Origin of the sequence: Pantoea rwandensis, assembly GCF_002095475.1 — a bacterium.
GTDB classification, from domain to species: Bacteria; Pseudomonadota; Gammaproteobacteria; order Enterobacterales; family Enterobacteriaceae; genus Pantoea; species Pantoea rwandensis.
On sequence record NZ_MLFR01000042.1, the window covers coordinates 10962 to 31903 of the forward strand.

At 54.4% G+C, this 20942-nt stretch carries 14 protein-coding genes, 1 pseudogene and 1 riboswitch; of the genes and pseudogenes, 8 read left to right on the plus strand and 7 right to left on the minus strand.

Features of this window, described 5'->3' with window-relative positions; all coding sequences use genetic code 11:
- Positions 1-9: 9 nt before the first annotated feature.
- Together glgX and glgB are read right to left on the minus strand one after the other, a co-directional pair.
- Positions 10-1988: pseudogene (glgX, locus tag HA51_RS24935) on the minus strand (glycogen debranching protein GlgX).
- Positions 1988-4174, minus strand: a complete 2187-nt coding sequence (gene glgB, locus HA51_RS24940; RefSeq protein ID WP_084938057.1) for a 1,4-alpha-glucan branching enzyme — start codon at positions 4172-4174, stop codon at positions 1988-1990. Before glgB ends, glgX begins: the two are co-directional and overlap by 1 nt.
- A gap of 45 nt (positions 4175-4219) precedes the next feature.
- Here glgB and HA51_RS27060 point away from each other — a divergent pair, with 45 nt between their 5' ends.
- Positions 4220-4552: a hypothetical protein gene (locus tag HA51_RS27060; RefSeq protein ID WP_139810737.1), complete on the plus strand. Its 333-nt coding sequence runs from the start codon at positions 4220-4222 to the stop codon at positions 4550-4552.
- Here HA51_RS27060 and asd read toward each other — a convergent pair.
- A complete protein-coding gene (gene asd / locus HA51_RS24945) occupies positions 4532-5641 on the minus strand; it encodes an aspartate-semialdehyde dehydrogenase (RefSeq protein WP_084938060.1) in 1110 nt (369 codons plus the stop codon). The genes HA51_RS27060 and asd overlap by 21 nt on opposite strands.
- Positions 5642-5849: 208 nt before the next feature.
- Here asd and HA51_RS24950 point away from each other — a divergent pair, with 208 nt between their 5' ends.
- On the plus strand, positions 5850-6443 hold the full coding sequence (locus HA51_RS24950; protein ID WP_034827091.1) for a YhgN family NAAT transporter: 594 nt from the start codon (positions 5850-5852) through the stop codon (positions 6441-6443).
- A gap of 15 nt (positions 6444-6458) precedes the next feature.
- Entirely contained in the window at positions 6459-6782 is a 324-nt protein-coding gene (locus tag HA51_RS24955; protein WP_084938063.1) for a DUF805 domain-containing protein, read from the plus strand.
- 35 nt (positions 6783-6817) lie between these two features.
- Here the strand turns inward: HA51_RS24955 and panS are convergent, their stop codons facing one another.
- The 3 genes from panS to lysC form a co-directional block, all read right to left on the minus strand.
- Entirely contained in the window at positions 6818-7741 is a 924-nt protein-coding gene (gene panS, locus HA51_RS24960) for a ketopantoate/pantoate/pantothenate transporter PanS (protein ID WP_084938065.1), read from the minus strand.
- A gap of 181 nt (positions 7742-7922) precedes the next feature.
- On the minus strand, positions 7923-8615 hold the full coding sequence (gene aqpZ / locus HA51_RS24965; RefSeq protein ID WP_084938067.1) for an aquaporin Z: 693 nt from the start codon (positions 8613-8615) through the stop codon (positions 7923-7925).
- Between the two features lie 265 nt (positions 8616-8880).
- Positions 8881-10236: a lysine-sensitive aspartokinase 3 gene (gene lysC, locus HA51_RS24970; protein WP_084938069.1), complete on the minus strand. Its 1356-nt coding sequence runs from the start codon at positions 10234-10236 to the stop codon at positions 8881-8883.
- A gap of 112 nt (positions 10237-10348) precedes the next feature.
- Positions 10349-10544: riboswitch (Lysine riboswitch) on the minus strand.
- Positions 10545-10938: 394 nt separating this feature from the next.
- Between lysC and pgi the strand changes: the two genes are divergently transcribed.
- From pgi to HA51_RS24995, 5 genes are all read left to right on the plus strand, one after another.
- Entirely contained in the window at positions 10939-12585 is a 1647-nt protein-coding gene (pgi, locus tag HA51_RS24975) for a glucose-6-phosphate isomerase (RefSeq protein ID WP_084938094.1), read from the plus strand.
- A 522-nt stretch (positions 12586-13107) separates the two neighbouring features.
- Positions 13108-13356 (plus strand): exopolysaccharide production protein YjbE, encoded by a 249-nt coding sequence (gene yjbE / locus HA51_RS24980; RefSeq protein ID WP_034827112.1) that lies wholly within the window; start codon positions 13108-13110, stop codon positions 13354-13356.
- Between the two features lie 77 nt (positions 13357-13433).
- Complete coding sequence (locus HA51_RS24985; RefSeq protein ID WP_084938072.1) at positions 13434-14081, plus strand: YjbF family lipoprotein; 648 nt, start codon at positions 13434-13436, stop codon at positions 14079-14081.
- Positions 14078-14806 (plus strand): capsule biosynthesis GfcC family protein, encoded by a 729-nt coding sequence (locus HA51_RS24990; protein WP_084938074.1) that lies wholly within the window; start codon positions 14078-14080, stop codon positions 14804-14806. The genes HA51_RS24985 and HA51_RS24990 overlap by 4 nt, the downstream gene beginning before the upstream one ends.
- The gene (locus tag HA51_RS24995; RefSeq protein WP_084938077.1) at positions 14806-16896 is read left to right on the plus strand and encodes a YjbH domain-containing protein; all 2091 of its coding nucleotides are present in this window, start codon (positions 14806-14808) and stop codon (positions 16894-16896) included. The genes HA51_RS24990 and HA51_RS24995 overlap by 1 nt, the downstream gene beginning before the upstream one ends.
- A gap of 200 nt (positions 16897-17096) precedes the next feature.
- On the opposite strand, the gene metH is transcribed toward HA51_RS24995, so the two are convergent.
- The gene (metH, locus tag HA51_RS25000; protein ID WP_084938082.1) at positions 17097-20780 is read right to left on the minus strand and encodes a methionine synthase; all 3684 of its coding nucleotides are present in this window, start codon (positions 20778-20780) and stop codon (positions 17097-17099) included.
- Positions 20781-20942: the final 162 nt, after the last annotated feature.

Below are 20942 nucleotides of genomic sequence, written 5' to 3' on the forward strand. Positions count from 1 at the left end.
TCTGACTCCTTATGATTGCTTTAGGAACACACACACGCCGTGTGCGGGCCCGTGCCAGACAGTTGTCAGGATGGGGTTATCTTCCCCGGCGAAAGGAGGAATGGCACGCCACTCTCCGTCTGGTAAGGCAAGGTCACTCACCGATTCCGTGGCGTTGATTGTTATTAACCAGCGGCTGGAGAGCAGGATCTGCATTCTGTGCGCCCCCTGTTCCCACTCCTCATTTCCCAGTGGTTTGCCGCTGGCATTGAACCACTGCACATTGCCATCGCCTTCCTGCCACCAGCGATCTGCCGTCAACGCGGGAATGCGCTGACGCAGCCGGATTAATGCGGCAGTGAAGTCGACCAGTCCATAATCATCCTGATGCCAGTTCAACCAGGTGAGCGGGTTGTCCTGACAGTACGCGTTATTGTTGCCGTGCTGGCTGTGACCGCGTTCGTCCCCGGCCAGCAACATCGGTGTGCCTTGCGCCAACAGCAGCGTCGTGAATAAGGCATGCACGCTGCGCCGCCGCCGTTCGACAATATCGAAATTAACCTGCAGCCCCTCTTTGCCGTGGTTGTGGCTAAAGTTACTGCTGCTGCCGTCGCGATTGTCCTCGCCGTTGGCCTGATTGTGTTTGTTGTTGAAGCTCACCACGTCGCGCAGCGTAAAACCGTCATGCGCGGTGATCAGATTGATACTGGCGTGCGGCAGGCGCTCTTCACGCTGGAATACGTCACTGGAAGCCGCAAAGCGCCGGGCAAACTCGCCATTATTAAGCTGACCATGCAGCCAATAGCGGCGGGCGGCATCGCGGAAATGGTCGTTCCACTCGGCGAATCCCACGGGAAAATTGCCCACCTGATAGCCACCGGGGCCAATATCCCACGGCTCCGCAATCAGCTTCACCTTTGATAACAGCGGGCAGGCTTTGATGGCGGCGAACAGCGGGGCATCCTGACGATATTCAGGCGTACGGCCCAGCACGCTGGCAAGGTCAAAGCGGAAGCCATCAATATGGCAATCGCGCACCCAGTAACGCAGCGCCTCTAATGCCCATTCCATCACCTGCGGATCGCTCAAATTCAGCGTGTTACCGCAGCCGGTCCAGTTTTGGTATTCGCCCTGCGCGTCGAGCCAGTAATAGCTGGCGTTATCCACGCCACGCAGCGAAATGTTCGGCCCCAATTCTTCCAGTTCGGCGGTGTGGTTGAACACCACATCGAGGATCACCTCGATACCCGCCGCATGCAGCGCTTTAACCGCCTGCTGAAACTCCTGCAATGGCGTGAGGCCGTGGTCGCCGGACGCGTAGCGGGGATCTACTGCCCACAAGGCAAACGGGTTGTATCCCCAGTAGTTACTCAGCCCCAGCCGCTGCAAACGCGGTTCGTTGGCGAAGTGGGCAATGGGCAGCAGCTCAAGCGCAGTGATGCCGAGATGGCGTAAGTACTTCACCATAGCAGGATGGCCCAGTGCCGCATAAGTCCCGCGCAGCCTTTCCGGAATTTCCGGATGTTGCCGGGTTAAGCCGCGCACGTGCGCTTCATAAATCACGGTCTTGCCCCAAGGCGTGCGTAGCGGCTTCTCATCGTTCCAGTCGAAATCTTCGGCGATCACCAATGATTTCGGCGCGATCGCGGCGTTATCCTGCAGGTCACGTTCCTGCTCGCCGCCGAGAAAACGCGGGTCGTCTGGTATATCACCGGCTACCGCTTTGGCGCAGGGATCGACCAGCAATTTAGCCGGATTAAAACGATGTCCTTGCTGTGGTGCCCAAGGGCCGTGTACGCGATAGCCATAGCGCTGGCCGGGCTTTAACGCCGGAAATAGCCGTGCCAGATATCGCCACTGCGTGCGGGCAGCGTAAATCGCCGTTCAGCACCGTGCGTGTCAAACAGGCACAGCTCCACCTGCTCAGCATGGCGGGAAAACAGCGTAAAATTCACGCCGCGCCCGTCATAATGGGCGCCCAACGGCGTCGCCTGCCCGGTCTCCAGCATCAGTCACCCTCCCGCACCAGCCAAATCGTGGCCAGCGGCGGTAAGGTCAGGCTGAGCGATTGTGCCCGGCCATGGCTTTCAATGTTATCGGTATGCACCACACCGTGATTGCGCGTATCACTGCCGTGGTAATCCTGTTGATCGGTGTTCATCACCTCACGCCAGCCGCCTTGTTGATTAACGCCAAAGCGATAATCTTGACGCGCTACCGGCGTAAAGTTACTGGCGACAATGATTTCGTTGCCTTCACGATCGCGGCGCACAAACACAAACACCGAGTTTTCGTGGTCATCAACCACCAGCCACTCAAAGCCCTGCGCATCGAAATCAAGCTGATGCAGCGGCGTGAAGTGTTTGTAGCTGTGGTTGAGATCGCGCACCAAGCGCTGCACACCGTTGTGCCAGTTGTCCTCACCCTCCAGCAGATGCCAGTCCAGACTCGAATCGTGATTCCACTCGCGACCTTGCGCAAACTCATTGCCCATAAACTGCAGTTTCTTGCCTGGGAAGCCCCACATCCAGCCGTAATAAGCACGCAGGTTGGCAAACTTTTGCCAGGCATCGCCCGGCATACGATCCAGAATCGAGCGCTTGCCGTGCACCACTTCGTCGTGCGACAGCGGTAGCACAAAGTTTTCGGTGTAGTTGTAGAGCATGCCGAAGGTCATCAAATTGTGATGATATTGGCGATGGACGGGATCGAGCTTCATGTAATCCAGCGTGTCGTGCATCCAACCGAGGTTCCATTTGAACCAGAAGCCGAGCCCACCATCTTCAGAGGGGCGTGTCACGCCGGGATAATCGGTGGATTCTTCCGCCACACTGATAGTGCCCGGCGCGGCCCGGCCCAAAGTACGGTTGGTGTGGCGCAGGAACGAGATGGCTTCGAGGTTTTCGCGACCGCCGAAGTGGTTGGGCACCCACTCACCCTCTTTGCGGCTGTAATCGCGATAGATCATTGATGCCACGGCATCCACGCGCAGGCCGTCAATGCCAAAGCGCTCCATCCAGTACAGTGCGTTGCCGGAGAGATAGTTGCTGACTTCGCGGCGGCCAAAGTTGTAGATCAGCGTGTTCCAGTCCTGATGAAACCCTTCGCGGGGATCGCTGTGCTCATACAGTTCAGTGCCATCAAATTTTGCCAATCCGAAGTCATCACTCGGGAAATGGCCTGGCACCCAATCGAGTAACACATTGAGGCCGGCATCGTGCGCCGCAGCGATAAAGTGGCGAAACTCATCGCGGGTACCAAAGCGACGCGTGGGTGCATACATGCCCAGTGGCTGATATCCCCAACTGCCATCAAACGGATGTTCGTTGATTGGCAGCAGTTCAATATGGGTGAAGCCCATCTCCTTCACATAGGGAACCAACTGTTCGGCCAGCTCTTTGTAGCTCAGCCAGAAATTGTTATCAGTGTGGCGACGCCACGAACCCAGATGCACTTCGTAAATCGAGATCGGCTGATCAAAGGCATTGGCGGCTTTGCGCTGCGGCTGCATCTCCACCTTAGGCGGCAGCCCGCAAATCATCGACGCCGTTTGTGGACGCATCTGCGCTTCAAAGGCGAACGGGTCGGCTTTGATACGCATTTGCCCTGACGCATCAATGATTTCATATTTGTAGAGCTGGCCATTCACGGCGCCAGGCACAAACAGTTCCCAAACACCCAGTTCGCGGCGAAAACGCATCGGATGGCGACGACCATCCCAGAAGTTGAACTCACCTACCACGGAAACCCGGCGTGCATTGGGTGCCCACACCGAGAAACGGGTGCCGCTGACGCCATCGATGGTCGCACCGTGCGCACCTAATGTTTCATACGGACGCAGATGCGTCCCTTCGCCCAGCAGCCAGGCATCCATTTCTGCCAATAACGGACCGAAGCGATATGCATCGTCGATCAGGTTTTGCTGGCCGTGCCAGGTGACTGCCAGCTGATAGCGAAACAGGTTTTTACGACGGGGGATCACGCCGCAGAAGAAGCCGCGCGAATCGAGGCATTTTAGCTGTGCGCACTTGCGTCCGGTGTTGGTTTCAATCACCCACACTTCAGAGGCATCAGGCAGCAGCGCGCGCACTTCGAGGCCTTCGACAGTTTGGTGCATCCCCAGGAAAGAGAAGGGATCGGCATAATTCCCGGCAAAAAGGGCATTGATCGCATGGCGATCGGGAAGCTCTGACATGACTTTCTTCCTATGATTTCGCGCAGGCGACCAGAATGGACAGCTATGTCGCCTCTGGTGCGCTGCTTTTCATTGAGCCATACATACAACAGCAAGAGAGGACACCGTCCTTGGGGGAAGATCTTTGCCGTGTACAACAACCATTCAGTTCGAAAGCAAAAACAGTTAACAACCGGCACATCACTGTTAAATCATAGCTTGGGGCTGGCAGAAGCCAGGGGGGATCGTAAAAAATACTTATCGGGCGAGCAAAAAGGGGAAGCGGATCACTTGTCAGGCGCAATTTGCGTTAAGTTTTGCAACCTGCATGACAAAAAAAGGCCGGGAAACCCCGGCCTGTCTGGTTTGTCGCTGCGCTTAGTCAATCAGCAAACGTAACATGCGACGCAACGGTTCAGCCGCGCCCCACAGCAACTGGTCACCCACGGTGAAGGCGGAAAGATATTCCGGTCCCATGTTCAGTTTGCGCAGACGACCCACTGGGGTGGTCAGCGTACCGGTGACTGCCGCAGGCGTCAGTTCGCGCATAGTGATCTCACGGTCGTTAGGCACCACTTTCACCCACTCGTTGTGAGCAGCCAGCAGCTGTTCGATTTCGTTGAGCGGAATATCTTTCTTCAGCTTCAGGGTGAACGCCTGGCTGTGGCAGCGCAGTGCGCCGACACGCACACACAGACCATCCACCGGGATCGGGCTGCTGGTACGCAGGATTTTGTTGGTTTCCGCTTGGCCTTTCCACTCTTCGCGCGTCTGGCCGTTATCGAGCTGCTTGTCGATCCACGGGATCAGGCTGCCGGCTAACGGCACGCCGAAATTGTCGGTCGGCAAGGTGCCAGAACGGGTGAAATCGGTGACGCTGCGTTCAATTTCCAGAATCGCCGAGGCCGGGTCTTGCAGCGATTTGGCCACATGGTTGTGCAGCATGCCCATTTGGGTCAGCAGCTCACGCATATGGCGCGCACCGCCGCCTGAAGCCGCCTGGTAAGTGGCGACAGACGCCCACTCCACCAGATCATTGGCGAACAGGCCGCCCAGCGACATCAGCATCAGACTCACGGTGCAGTTACCGCCAACAAAGGTTTTGATACCGTTGTCGAGGCCCTGACGAATCACGTTGTGGTTAACCGGATCGAGAATGATGATGGCGTCATCTTTCATGCGCAAGGTGGAGGCTGCATCAATCCAGTAACCCTGCCAGCCGCTTTCACGCAGCTTAGGGTAGACTTCACTGGTGTAGTCACCGCCCTGGCAGGTGATAATAATATCCAGCGCCTTCAACGCCTCGATATCAAAAGCATCCTGCAGTGCACCGGTCGACTTGCCGCCGAATGTCGGTGCCGCCTGACCAAGCTGTGACGTGGAGAAGAAGACCGGATTGATCACATCAAAATCACGTTCTTCACTCATGCGTGACATCAGCACTGAGCCGACCATACCACGCCAACCAATAAAGCCTACATTCTTCATTTTCTGTCCGTCCGGGGCGTTTTTTTACTGTGCCCTTCGTGGTGCAAGGAAAGACTGGCCGCACTATCGAGCCAGTCTGCGTAATAATCAGGTTTACCTGCGACCTCCAACTCTACAAAATGCAGGCTTTCTGGCAAGTGAATTAAATCGATTGCATCAACTTTTTCAGCAGTAGCGCTAATAACAATTAAAGGATGGGTTTTTCCACATGACCGAAATGATATCTGCGACCATATTATTGCTGTTAATTATGGACCCGCTGGGCAACCTGCCAATTTTTATGTCGGTGCTCAAGCATCTCGAACCTAAGCGCCGCCGGGCAGTGCTGATTCGTGAAATGCTGATCGCACTGATTATCATGCTGCTGTTCCTGTTTACCGGTGAACGTATTCTGGCGTTCCTCAACCTGCGCACCGAAACCGTCTCCATCTCTGGCGGTATCATTTTGTTCCTCATCGCCATCCGCATGATTTTTCCCTCTGGCGAAACCAGCACCAGCGGATTACCGGCAGGTGAAGAGCCGTTTCTGGTGCCGCTGGCGATTCCGCTGGTCGCAGGCCCTTCGCTATTAGCCACGCTGATGCTGCTGTCACATCAATATCCCAATCAGATGTCACATTTGGTTGGCGCATTGCTGATTGCCTGGGGCGTTACCGTAGTCATTCTGCTGATGTCAGGACTGTTTTTACGCTTGTTAGGTGACAAAGGCGTTAACGCGCTAGAGCGGTTAATGGGATTGATTTTGATTATGCTGGCAACACAGATGTTTCTGGATGGGATTCGCGCTTATCTGAAACTGTAGCCGCAAGGAGGGAAGATGCTGATAACGCGATTGTTTAAGATTATCAAAGATGGCTTTCTTAAGACGTTTAACTTTAGTGGGTTGGAAAGACGTGCAGGCTACGTGGTGTTCGTCGTGTTTCAGGTGGGCTGGTTTTGCCTCTACCTGCAGCTGTTTGCCATGAAAAGTGGTGAAATTGCTTTCGTGCCGCTGCTGCTGTTTATCCTGCCGTTGCTGGCCTGTGGCAGCCGAAGAATCAACGATGCGGGTTATTCGCGTGGCGTCTTTATTCTCTTGCTGATTGCTCCTTATCTGCTGTTTCCCTTCCTGGCATTTCCCGCCTCAGTGAAACGTCCATAGACAGCGGGCGACCTGTTGGTCGCCCGCTCGCATTATTATTTCTGCTTCTTCTCAATCGGTTTGCCCGACCAGTAACCCGCCAGCAGTGAACCTGACAGGTTATGCCACACCGAGAACAGTGCGCCTGGCAACGCGGCCAGCGGTGAGAAGTAGAGTTTGCCCAACGTCGCCGCCAGACCGGAGTTCTGCATCCCCACTTCCAACGCCAGCGTGCGGCAGGTCGATTCGTCAAAGCCAAACAGCTTGCCGCCCCAGTAGCCGCCCAGCAGGCCGATGGCGTTATGCAGGATCACTGCCGCAATCACCACCAGACCGACAGAACCGATAAAGCCCTGAGAACCGGCTACCACAGCGCTGATGATCAGCAGAATACAGACCATGGAAAATGCCGGCAGATACGGCTCAACGCGGCGCACCACGCTGTTCATCGAGTGGTGGATAATCAGACCCAGTCCAATCGGGATAACGACAATCTTAATGATGCTGAGCAGCATGCCGACCACATCGACCTGAATGTGGGTATCCACGTAGAAGCGCGTCAGCAGCGGCGTGGCGAAGACGCCCACCAGTGCAGAAACCGATGAGATGGTCACGGAAAGGGCCACATCGCCCTTCGCCAGATAGATCATCACGTTGGACGCGGTACCACTGGCCACGCTGCCCACCAGAATCATTCCGGCTGACAGATCCGGTGGCATATGGAACAGTTTTGCCAGGCCCCATGCCGCCAGCGGCATCACCAGATAGTGCAGGAATGTCCCCGCAATAACCGGCGCTGGGCGCGTCAGCACCCGTTTAAAATCATCAATATTGAGAGTGACACCCATGCCGAACATGATCAGCATCAGTAGATAGGTGACCCACGGGCCAATGCCGGTGAAGGTGCCTGGAGAGTAATACGCAGCGACCGAGAGCAGCACGGCCCAGAGGGGGAACAGACGAGTTAACATGCCGAGCATGGGGAGACTTCCTTAGATATTTTTTAATTTATTTCATAAGCCACAGATGAAGTGCCGCGTGGGGAACGACCGTAGCGGCGGACGCGGGATCATAACATTTCATTATCGTGACGTAAGGCAGGAAGTCGCTGGCAGGATAAAATGCGGATCGTCTGCGGTCGATCCGCCCAATACGAAGAAGTTATTCTGCTTTTTCCAGTAAAACTCGGTAGATCACACCACCTATCGCTGCGCCGATAATGGGCATCAGCCAGAACATCCACAACTGTTGCAATGCCCAACCGCCCTGGAAGATGGCTACGCCGGTGCTGCGCGCCGGGTTGACCGAGGTATTGGTCACGGGGATGCTCACCAGATGAATCAGTGTTAGCGCCAGGCCAATGGCAATCGGTGCGAAACCCGCCGGTGCGCGTTTATCGGTAGCGCCCATGATCACCACCAGAAAGATCGCCGTCATCACCGTTTCGCAGATCATCCCGGCATGCAGGCTAAATCCTCCCGGTGAATGCTCACCATAGCCATTCGAGGCGAACCCGCTGGCTGCGGCATCAAATCCAGGTTTACCGCTGGCAATCAGGTACAACACGCCTCCTGCGGCGGCGGCACCCACTAGTTGCACGATGATATAAGGGATCACCTGAGCTGCCGGGAAACGTCCTCCCACCGTCAATCCTATAGTGACGGCCGGATTAAAGTGCCCGCCGGAGATGTGCCCCACGGCAAACGCCATCACTAACACCGTCAAACCAAATGCCAGTGCGACACCCGCAAAACCAATCCCCACTTGTGGGAACGTTGCGGCTAAAACCGCACTGCCACATCCGCCTAGAACCAGAACAAATGTTCCTACCCCTTCAGCAACCAATCTTTGCATAGCCATTCCCTCAAAAATTGAATGTTTTCTCATTGGGACAATCGATAAGGGCGATTAAAACGTAACCGCTGATTAGCAGCGTAGTGGGATATGGAGACAATTCCAGTAGGAAAAATGAAGGAAATTACTATGAATCATGGGGTTATAAATAAATCGCTGGCGCGAAAAGTGGGCTGCCGTTTGGCTTAATCTATTGTTTAACGAAATTTATAAAATAAAAAAGCCGGACCAGGTCCGGCTTGATTTATTACGCTAAAAATTTGCCTTAAGAACCAAAAAGATTCTTATGCAGTGCGCGCACCACTTCTTCCGCATCTGGCGTTGGCACCAGGAAGCACAGGTTATAGCTGCTGGCTCCGTAGCAAATCATCCGCAGATTAAACGGCTCAAGGGCACCAAATACCTCTTTGCCGACGCCGCAGGCTTTCGACAGGTTATTGCCGATAATCGCCACCAGCGCCAGGTTCTCTTCCACTTCCACGCGGCACAGTGAAGAGAGTTCAGTGAGTAACGCTTGCGTCAGCAGACTGTCGCCGGTGGTTGAACTGCCGGTGGTGTCCATCGTCAGCGCTACGCTCACTTCAGAGGTGGTGACCAAATCAACCGAGATATTGTGGCGAGCCAGAATAGCGAACACTTCAGCCAGGAAGCCGTGGGCGTGCAGCATGTTCAGGCTGTGTAGCGTCATCAGCGTTTGTTTACGACGCAAGGCCAGCGCACGGAACAGCGGAGGATTTTTGGTTTCATTACACACGCGTGTACCACCCGCCGCAGGATCTTTGCTCGACCCAACAAACACCGGGATATCACTACGGACCGCAGGCAGCAAGGTTGCTGGGTGCAGCACTTTCGCGCCGAAGATGGCCATTTCGGCCGCCTCTTCGAAGGTGATCTCTTCGATGCGCTTCGCGGTTGGCACTACGCGTGGATCGGTGGTGTAGATACCGGCCACGTCGGTCCAGATATCCACGCGTGCGGCTTGCAACGCTTCTCCGAGCAGAGCCGCGGTGTAGTCACTGCCGCCGCGACCCAATGTGGTGGTGCGGCCTTTGCCTTCACTCCCGATGAAGCCCTGAGTCACAACCAGCGCCTCGGCGGTACGCGATGCCAGTTGCGCGGTAGTCAGCTCTTTCAGCGTCGCCACTTCCGGTTCCGCACGGCCGAAACGATCGTTGGTGCGCATCACTTTGCGCACATCGAACCACTCAGCATTGACCTGACGTTCGCGGAGAATTTCCACGAACAGCAGCGTCGACATCAACTCACCATGGCTCACCAGTTCGTCGGTCAGCGCGTGTGAGGTTGCCAGTGCCGTCGCTTCCGCCAGCATCAGGATGTTTTCCAACATGCGATCAATCTCCTGACGAATAACGTCAGGCGACTGCAAGCGATCGATGATGGCGTATTGAATGCTACGGATTTCATCCAGCAGATAGGCGCGCTGCTCCATTTCCTGGCCTGCGGCCAAAGAAACCAGCAGATTGGTCACGCCTGCTGAAGCAGAGAGCACCACTAAACGGGTATCCGCGTTGGACAGAACAACATCGGCGCTGCGGTTCATGGCATCAAAATCGGCTACGCTGGTGCCGCCAAATTTTGCCACGATCAGAGTTTGAGACATGTAATGAACCTCGTGTCAGATTAGCTTTCTCCCGTTGGATAGGAACGGAAGAGGTGATTTCAGCCTTGGCACAAGAGAAGAGCAGAATTGGACCGACAAGATCAGTAGATGAGTCACCAAAAGCACTTCACCTTGCGAAACGTCCGACTGCGGACGATTCTGGTGACAACCCAGAGGATTCAGCCCCTGCAGCCGACAGCTCAACACTCCGTGTGTTGTGCCATCTCGGCGTCACACCCCCTGATGTGTTCTCTAACGGATACGGATCCTCGAACACACTGCCTGGGCGACGCGCCTCTTCTGGCTTGCACCCGGAGGTGCAAGTCGCGGGCACAAAATACTGATTAATTCTTCCGCTGTCCAGCCTTGCAACGCCTGGACAATTCATTTTTAGAATTACGCCAGCGCATCGCAGAACAAACGCTGGCGGCCACACCCGCCTAAAGTAGTCAACGGCGCCAAAAAACGCGGCCTTTTGCTGATGCGACTCAGGGAAATTTTTCGTGGCGGCAGCGACAATCTTCGCCGGATTAACCTGAAACGATGAGGCCACAGTCACAAATTTTTTCCCTTCGTTTGCAACTGTGGTCATACTGAAACCCGTTCGCGGTAGCGTATTAGCCACAAAAAATGCTTAGCACGCCGGGCCAGCAGGACGCGCCCGGATGGAATGACGGTTCTTATTTCAACAAGAGTGTTGCCATGAAAAATATCAATCCGAAACAAACCGCAGCCTGGAAAGCGCTGCAGCAGCATTTTGACCAGATGAAATCGGTGCAGATCGCCGACCTGTTTAAAGATGATGCCGATCGTTTTGCGAAATTCTCTGCCACCTTCGATGATCAGATGCTGGTGGATTTCTCAAAAAACCGCATCACCCAAGACACCTTAGATAAATTACAAGTGCTGGCAAAAGAGACCGATCTGGCGGGCGCGATCAAATCGATGTTCTCCGGTGAGAAAATCAACCGCACTGAAGAACGCGCTGTATTGCACGTTGCGCTGCGTAACCGCAGCAACACGCCAATCATTGTTGATGGCAAAGATGTCATGCCAGAAGTGAATGCGGTGCTGGCGAAGATGAAAGGCTTCTCTGAACGCATCATCAGCGGCGAATGGAAAGGTTATACCGGCAAAGCGATTACCGACGTGGTGAACATCGGTATTGGTGGTTCGGATTTAGGTCCGTTCATGGTGACGGAAGCGCTGCGTCCCTACAAAAATCACCTCAACATGCACTTTGTGTCCAACGTTGATGGCACTCATATCGCTGAAACGCTGAAAGATCTCAGCCCAGAAACCACATTGTTCCTCGTGGCTTCAAAAACCTTCACCACTCAGGAAACCATGACCAACGCCCACAGCGCGCGTGACTGGTTCTTGAAGACAGCGGGCGATCAACAGCACGTGGCGAAACACTTTGCCGCGCTCTCTACCAACGGTAAAGCCGTGGGCGAGTTCGGTATTGATACCAACAACATGTTCGAGTTCTGGGACTGGGTTGGCGGGCGCTATTCACTGTGGTCAGCGATTGGTTTGTCGATCATCCTCTCTATCGGTTTCGAGAACTTCGAGCAGCTGTTGAGCGGCGCGCATGCGATGGACAACCACTTCGCCAATACCCCTGCCGAGCAGAACCTGCCGGTGCTGCTGGCGCTGATCGGTATCTGGTACAACAACTTCTTTGGTGCCGAAACCGAAGCCATTCTGCCTTACGACCAGTACATGCACCGCTTCGCGGCGTACTTCCAGCAGGGCAACATGGAATCCAACGGTAAGTATGTGGATCGTGAAGGCAACCCGGTGGATTACCAGACTGGCCCCATCATCTGGGGTGAGCCGGGTACCAACGGTCAGCATGCGTTCTACCAGCTGATTCATCAGGGCACCAAACTGATCCCATGCGACTTTATCGCGCCTGCACAGAGCCATAATGTGCTCACCGATCACCATCCTAAGCTGCTGTCGAACTTCTTCGCGCAGACTGAGGCACTGGCGTTCGGAAAATCTCGTGATGTGGTTGAGAAAGAGTTTACCGATGCCGGTAAATCTGCTGAATCCGTCGCGCACGTTGTGCCGTTCAAAGTCTTTGAAGGTAACCGCCCAACTAACTCCATTCTGCTGCGCGAAATCACCCCGTTCAGCCTGGGTTCGTTGATTGCACTGTATGAACATAAAATCTTCACGCAGGGCGCCATCCTCAACATCTTCACGTTTGATCAGTGGGGCGTTGAATTGGGTAAACAGCTGGCAAACCGCATTTTGCCAGAGCTGGAAAACGACGCGAATATCAGCAGCCACGATAGCTCCACTAATGGCTTAATTAACCGCTATAAATCCTGGCGTTAATTTTCCTGCCAATCTGATGAAGGCGGCTTAATTGCCGCCTTTTTTCTGCCAAATTTGCCGCTTCACGCCCATTTTTGTTATTTGCTGAACTCGCTAAGGTTAGATAATTCTTAAAATGGCCTAAGGAAAATCGGAAGTTTGCAAATCAAGGAGTGACAACATTTGATAAAAAATGGATCTAATTAAGATAAATTATTAACTATCTGATTGATTGATATATTTTTTCTGTTTAACAGTGTTCAGGAAAATCTGATTATTCCTATTCCGTGCCAATTTATAATGCAAAAGTTGAAAATCCTGCTGCAATGCGCGCAACCCCACAATTATTCCACCCTCGTAAAAAACTTCATTTAAAAAAAGCAACTATCGCCAATTCGCCTTATTTATCACCAGAAATATCCCTACTTCCCACCCTCTTTTTCTGCCACTGAACTCTGCTAATTTGTTGCCCTATACTGAACGCGCCCGAAATTAGGGTACATCCTCCATTCATTTTCTCTAAAAAATGCAGGAAACGTTGTTATGAAAAAACTGATGGTTGCCGGTGCAGCCTTACTTTACGTTGCCGTGTCTTCTGCTGCTATCGCCGCACCAGAAGAAGCCGGTGCCGCAGCCGGTGCACAGGCGGGAGCAATCTCGACCGGTGCAACCACTGCTGTGGGTATCGGCGCACTGGGTGCGTTAGTAGGTCTCGGCATCGCTGCTGCTGGCGGCGGTGACGGTGCAAACACCGGTACAACGACCACCACGACAACAAGCACCACACGTTGATGTAGCACCTTTAAACATAACCACACAGTCGTGTGGTTATTTTTTGCCTGATTTTATTTTTAACAGGGATATACACAGTGCGTCGACTCTCCTTGCTCTTCCTCTGCATGCTGCTGCAGGCCTGCACACAAACGCAAAAAGGCCTTGAACAGACCGTGATGCTAGCCGTCAACGGTCCAGATGACGTGACCGTAACCGACCAGCAGGTTGCCAGCCTGCCTTATGCCAGTCTGTATGCCCGCATCAATGAGGGGCCACGTATCTTCGTGGTGTTGGGTTATGACGAGCAGGGCCAGCAGAAATGGATCACGCAGGATAAAGCCATGCTGGTGATGCAGCATGGCCGTCTGGTGAAAACCTTGGGTCTGGTCGATAACCTCGATGAGGTCAGTAACCTGGCTCAGGATCCGCTCGCCAACCCGCTGCAGTTGCAAAACAACGCCAGTTGGACGCGTGTGGTGCAATGGCGTGAGAAAGAAAATGTGCGTGCTGCTACCGCCATCTCGACCTTCCAGCGCGGCGATGATCAGGTGCTCAGTATTGCCGGTGAACGCGTGCCATGCCGAGTCTGGATCGAGACGGTGCGCATGGAGGGCTTAGGCGCAGAGTGGCAGAACACCTTCTGGATTGATAACCGTGATGGCGCGGTGTTGCAGGCACATCAAGCGCTGGCGGCTGACGCCTTCCCTGTTGAAACCACCATTCTGAAGCCGGCGAAATCATGAAAATAATCACTCCTCTCTTCGCCGTCGCGGTAATGCTCACGGTAGGCAATGCGCTGGCTGATAGCCAAGTTACCGTGCACGGCCAGAATGACTTACAGATTGACCATGCACAGAATCTGGCACAACTCGTGACGCATCCGGCACTGCACACGTGGTGGCCCGGCACCGTCATGGCTGAACGTGGCGCAACGGCGGTGGTCCAGCAACAGCAGAAGCAACTGCTGGAAGATATGCGTATCTGGCAGGCCGACAGCGGTGAATCGTTGGCCGCAACGATTGGTGCCGTGATCCACCAGCTGAGTGCTGTGCAGGTGACGGGGCGCCAGTTCACCCCGCTCGATCCCGACTGGGTGCGCTTACGTCCTGAGGCTAACCGCACGCTGCAAGGTAGCTATGACCTCTATACCCTGCCACAACCGACGCAAGTGCTGGTAATGGGTGCGCTTGAACATCCCGGAAAAGAGAGCTGGCAGCCAGGCCGTACCGTGCGCGACTACCTTGCCGCACACGATCATCTGTCAGGTGCCGAACGCAGCTTCGCCACGGTGATTGCACCGTCTGGCCAAACACAACAGGTGCCGATCGCTTACTGGAATCAACGCCACGTTGAAGTGCAGCCCGGCAGCATCATCTGGCTGGGCTTTACCTCATGGAGTCTGCCTTGGGGCAAGGCTGATTTAAATGCGCGCATGCTTTCTGTTCTGACACACCGGATTCCAGGCTGATGAAAAAACAATTACTCCTCAGCCTGTTGGCTGTTTCTGTCTCCGCAGCCTGCCAGGTGCATGCGGAAACCTGGCCAGAACCGATTGGGCCATCGCAATCTGATTTCGGCGGCGTGGGTTTGATGCAGACCCCCACGGCGCGTATGGCGAAAGAGGGCGAATTTAGCCTGAACTTCCGCGATAACGATCAATATCGCTACTACTCTGCTTCGCTGCAGCTGTTCCCGTGGCTGGAGACAACGGTGCGTTACACTGACGTCCGCACCCGCCGTTACAGCGCGGTAGAAGGCTTCAGCGGCAATCAAAGTTACAAAGATAAAGCCTTCGATGTAAAGCTGAGGTTGTGGCAAGAGAGCTACTGGTTGCCTGAAGTCGCAGTGGGTTCGCGCGATTTGGGCGGTACTGGCCTGTTTGACAGCGAATATCTGGTGGCGACCAAAGCCTGGGGCCCGTTTGATTTTACGATGGGTATTGGCTGGGGCTACCTGGGCAACAGCGGTAGCATTAAAAATCCGTTCTGCTCCTACAGTGACAGCTTCTGTACCCGTACCGGCGGCGGTGAAGCAGGTGCGATTAACGGCTCACAAATGTTCCATGGTCCGGCAGCGTTGTTCGGCGGTGTTGAATATCAAACTCCTTGGCAACCCCTGCGCCTGAAACTGGAGTACGAAGGCAACGATTATCAGGATGACTTTGCCGGACGCCTTGAGCAGCGCAGCAAAGTTAACGTGGGTGCGATTTATCGCCTGACCGACTGGGCCGACATCAACGCCAGCTATGAACGCGGTAACACCTTCATGTTCGGCGTCACGGTGCGTACCAACTTTAACGACCTGCACCAGTCGCACATTGATAGCGCCAAGCCGGCCTATAATCCACAGCCGCAGGGAGAGTTATTGCAACCTACTGTGGTTGCAGACCAGCTGACCGATCTGAAATATAACGCGGGATTAAGTGGCCCACGTATCCAGACCAAAGGCAGCACGCTGTACGTTTCGGGTGAGCAAACCAAATATCGTGACACACGCGAAGGGGTCGATCGGGCAAATCGTATCATCATGAATAACCTGCCTGCGGGTATCGATACCATTGATGTCACCGAGTCTCGCCTCAATATGCCGCAGGTCACCACGCGCACCGATGTCGCCAGCCTGCACAATGAGCTGAGTGGTTATCCGCTGGGCCACGAGCAACCGCTGCAGCAGACGCGTGAAAATCCGGTCGATCCTGGCAATACCGAGCAAGGCTTCTTTATCCGCAAAGATCGCCTTCACTACAATCTGGCACCGGTGCTCAATCAGTCGGTGGGTGGGCCCGAAAGCTTCTATATGTACCAGCTCGGGGCGATGGCTAGCGCGGATTACGCACTGACCGATCACCTACTGGTCAGCGGCAGCTTGTTCGGTAACCTCGCCAACAACTACGACAAATTTAACTATAACGGCGCGCCGGCAGATTCCACCCTGCCGCGTGTCCGTACCCATATTCGTGACTACGTCGAGAACAATGTTTATGTGAACGACCTGCAAGCGAACTACATGGGCTACCTTGGCAATGGTTTCTACGGCCAGGTGTACGGTGGTTATCTGGAGACGATGTACGGCGGCGTCGGCGGTGAAGTGCTGTATCGTCCGGTGGACAGCAACTGGGCATTCGGGGTTGATGCCAACTACGTGAAGCAGCGTGATTGGGACAACATGATGCAGTTCACCGATTACACTGCACCAACCGGACATTTCACCGCTTACTGGCGTCCGTGGTTTATGCAGGATGTATTGGTCAAAGCCAGCGTGGGTGAGTATCTGGCGAAAGATAAGGGCGTGACGCTGGATGTCTCAAAACGCTTCGACAGCGGAGTCATGGTCGGCTTTTACGCTACCAAAACCAACGTGTCCGCTGAGGCCTATGGTGAAGGCGACTTCACTAAAGGCTTCTATATCTCGATTCCAATGGATCTGTTTACCGTCACGCCAACGCGTGGCCGGGCGCAGGTGAACTGGGTGCCGTTAACGCGTGATGGCGGGCAGATGCTGGGTCGTAAATATCAGCTGTATGACATGACCTCAGATCGCGATGCGCGATTTAATTAATAAGGTTGAATCCGCGCGATAAATCGCGCGGCTACAGATTGGTGGTAAGCGCGCTCCTTGGGGCGCACTATTGGGCAGCCTAAAGTGTTACCCCATATGCCCGGTGTGTACCTAAGGCCGCCTGTGCAAACGCTTGATGTGCAAGACGCTACAGATTGCATTGCATCGGTAGCGGCGCAATTCATTGCGCAATCAGCGGTTTAATCCGCGTCATAACCCAGATTTGGCGCGAGCCAGCGTTCAACCTCGCTCACGCTCATCCCTTTACGCGCTGCATAATCTTCCACCTGGTCGCGCTGAATCTGCGCCACGGCGAAATATTTGCTGTCAGGATGGCTGAAGTACCAGCCCGACACCGCCGCGCCTGGCCACATGGCGAAGGATTCCGTCAGCTTCATGCCGGTGTGTGTTTCCACATCCAGCAACTGCCAGATCTGCGCTTTCTCGGTGTGTTCGGGGCAAGCGGGATAACCCGGTGCCGGGCGAATCCCCTGATAATTTTCACGAATCAGCTCTTCATTGCTCAGATTCTCATGAGCGGCGAAGCCCCAGATCACCTTGCGCACCCGCTCATGCAGATACTCGGCAAAGGCTTCTGCCAGGCGGTCTGCCAGCGCCTTAATCATGATCTTGTTGTAATCATCATGCTGCTGCTCATACGCTTCGGCCAGCGTATCCTCTTCCAGCCCACCGGTGACAGCAAATGCGCCAAGATAATCGGCTTTGCCACTGGATTTCGGCGCCACGAAGTCGGCTAAGCAGTAGTTCGCGAAGTCCGTTTTTTCGGTTTGCTGGCGTAAGTGATGGCTCACACACAACACATGATCACGGTTTTCATCACGGTAAATTTCCACGTCATCGCCAACACGGTTAGCCGGGAAAATCCCTACTACACCGCGCGGATTCAGGGTGCCGGTTTTACTCAGCATATCCAGCATCGCATTGGCATCAGCAAACAGGCGCTTAGCCTCTTCCCCCACCACTTCATCTTCCAGAATGCGCGGATACTTGCCCGCCAGCGACCAAGTCATAAAGAAGGGTGTCCAGTCGATGTAGTTACGCAGCGTGTCGATACTGGCTGTTACAGCGCTCACTCCAAGGCGATGCGCCACCGGCGGCGTGTAACTTTCCCAATTAATGGAGTAATCATTGTCGCGCGCAGTTTGCAGGCTCACCGGCGGCGTGCGCGGTTTCTTACGCGCATGCTGGATACGTACCGTGTCGTACTCTTTGCGCGTGCGCGTCACAAACTCTTCTTTTAAGGTGTCGGACAACAGTGATGAAACCACCCCAACGGTACGCGAGGCATTCTGCACATACACAGTGGGACCACTGTAGTTCTGCTCAATTTTCACTGCCGTATGCGCTTTCGAGGTGGTGGCGCCACCAATCAGCAGCGGGATGGTAAAGCCCTGACGCTCCATCTCTTTCGCGACGTTGACCATTTCATCCAATGACGGCGTGATCAGGCCCGATAGCCCGATGATATCGGCGTTCTCGGCAATAGCGGTTTTGAGGATTTTGTCACTCGGCACCATCACGCCAAGATCGATAATTTCGTAGTTATTACACTGCAGCACCACGCCAACGATATTTTTACCGATGTCATGCACATCACCTTTTACCGTCGCCAGCACGATTTTGCCATTGCTGCGCCCCGCTTCTTTGCTGGCTTCAATATAGGGTTCAAGATAGGCCACCGCCTGCTTCATGACGCGCGCCGATTTAACCACCTGTGGCAGGAACATTTTGCCCTCACCGAACAGGTCACCGACCACGTTCATGCCAGACATCAGTGGGCCTTCAATCACCTGAATCGGACGCTCAAAACCCTGACGCGCTTCCTCAGTATCCAACTCGATAAACTCGGTGATGCCTTTCACCAGCGAATATTCCAGACGTTTCACCACGTCCCAGCTGCGCCATTCGGCTTGCTGTTTCTCCTGCTCACCGTCACTTTTGCTGCCGCGATACTTCTCCGCCAGCTCCAGCATGCGTTCAGTGCCGTCTTCACGACGGTTGAGGATCACATCTTCTACCGCGTCACGCAGTTCCGCTGGCAAGTCGTCATAAATCGCCAATTGACCGGCGTTGACGATGCCCATGTCCATACCGTTGCGAATGGCGTAATAGAGGAATACCGCGTGAATGGCTTCGCGCACCGGATCGTTGCCACGGAACGAGAACGAAACGTTAGAGACGCCACCGGAAATCATCGCATGTGGCAGCTCGCGTTTGATGTCTTCACAGGCACCGATAAAGTCCATCGCGTAATTGTTATGTTCTTCAATACCGGTGGCCACGGCGAAGATATTCGGGTCAAAAATGATGTCTTCCGGCGGGAAACCGACGTCTTCCGTCAGGATTTTATAGGCGCGGCGACAAATTTCGATTTTGCGCGCACGTGTATCCGCTTGACCGACTTCATCAAACGCCATCACCACCATCGCTGCGCCGTAGCGGCGCACTTTGCGCGCGTGCTCGATGAACGGCTCAATGCCCTCTTTCATCGAAATCGAGTTCACGATGCCTTTACCCTGAATGCACTGCAGACCTTTCTCGATCACTTCCCACTTGGAGGAGTCGATCATGATCGGCACGCGTGCGATATCGGGTTCACCGGCAATCAGGTTGAGGAAGCGCACCATCGCCGCTTCGGCATCCAACATACCTTCATCCATGTTGATATCGATGATTTGTGCGCCGCTTTCTACCTGCTGACGCGCCACATCAAGTGCTTCGTTATACTTCTCTTCTTTAATCAGGCGTTTGAATTTAGCAGAACCAGTGACGTTAGTGCGTTCGCCCACGTTCACAAACAGCGAATCGGCGTGGATGTTCAGCGGTTCAAGTCCGGCTAAACGGCAGGCCACCGGAATCTCTGGTAATGCGCGCGGTGCAACACCTTCAACGGCGGCCACCATTGCCGCAATGTGTTCCGGCGTGGTACCACAGCAGCCACCAATAATGTTCAGGAAACCCGCTCGCGCCCATTCACCAATCTGCTCGGCCATGGTCGCCGCATCTAAATCGTATTCACCAAACGCATTCGGTAATCCTGCGTTGGGGTGAGCGGTGACATAGCCTTCTGCAATGCGCGATAACTCCTGCACATACTGACGCAGCTCGTCCGGACCCAGTGCGCAGTTGAGGCCGAATGACAGCGGTTCGGCGTGGCGCAGTGAGTTGTAGAAACCTTCGGTGGTCTGGCCGGAGAGCGTACGACCAGAAGCATCGGTGATGGTGCCGGAGATCATCAGCGGCAGCTTCACGCCCATCGCTTCCATCTCAACCTGCACCGCGTATATCGCCGCTTTAGCGTTCAGGGTATCGAACACCGTTTCAATCATGATGAGGTCAGAACCGCCGGAAATTAGCGCGTGGGTCGATTCGCGATAAGCTACCACCAGCTGGTTGAAGGTGACATTACGGAAAGCGGGATCGTTCACATCAGGTGAAATCGAGCAGGTGCGGTTAGTGGGTCCTAACACACCAGCAACGTAACGCGGTCGATCCGGCGTTTTTGCTGTCCACGCATCGGCGCTGGCGCGAGCCAGCTTCGCCGCTTCGAAATTGATCTCCGCCGAGAGGGCTTCCATTGCGTAATCGGCCATCGCAATCGTCGTGGAGTTAAAGGTGTTGGTTTCCAGAATGTCCGCGCCAGCAGCAAGATACGCATCATGGATTTCGCGGATCACCTCGGGTTTGGTCAGCACCAGTAGGTCGTTGTTGCCTTTCAAATCTGAGGGCCAGTCGGCAAAACGGCTGCCACGGAAATCGGCTTCGCTGAGTTTATAACTCTGGATCATGGTGCCCATGCCACCATCCAGAATCATGATGCGTTGTGCCAGTTGCTGATGCAGCATGTCTATTTTGTTGCTCACTCTCGCCCCGTCCACGTGATTGCGTTGGCTAATATGCTAGCCAGACATACTGGCATAACTTTAAGGTGAGCAAAAGTCAGTCCGGATGAGACATTTTCAGCCCGAAAGCGATACAGATCCGACCAGTTAGCCAGCGTTTGCATTCAGGCGTTTAAAAACGAA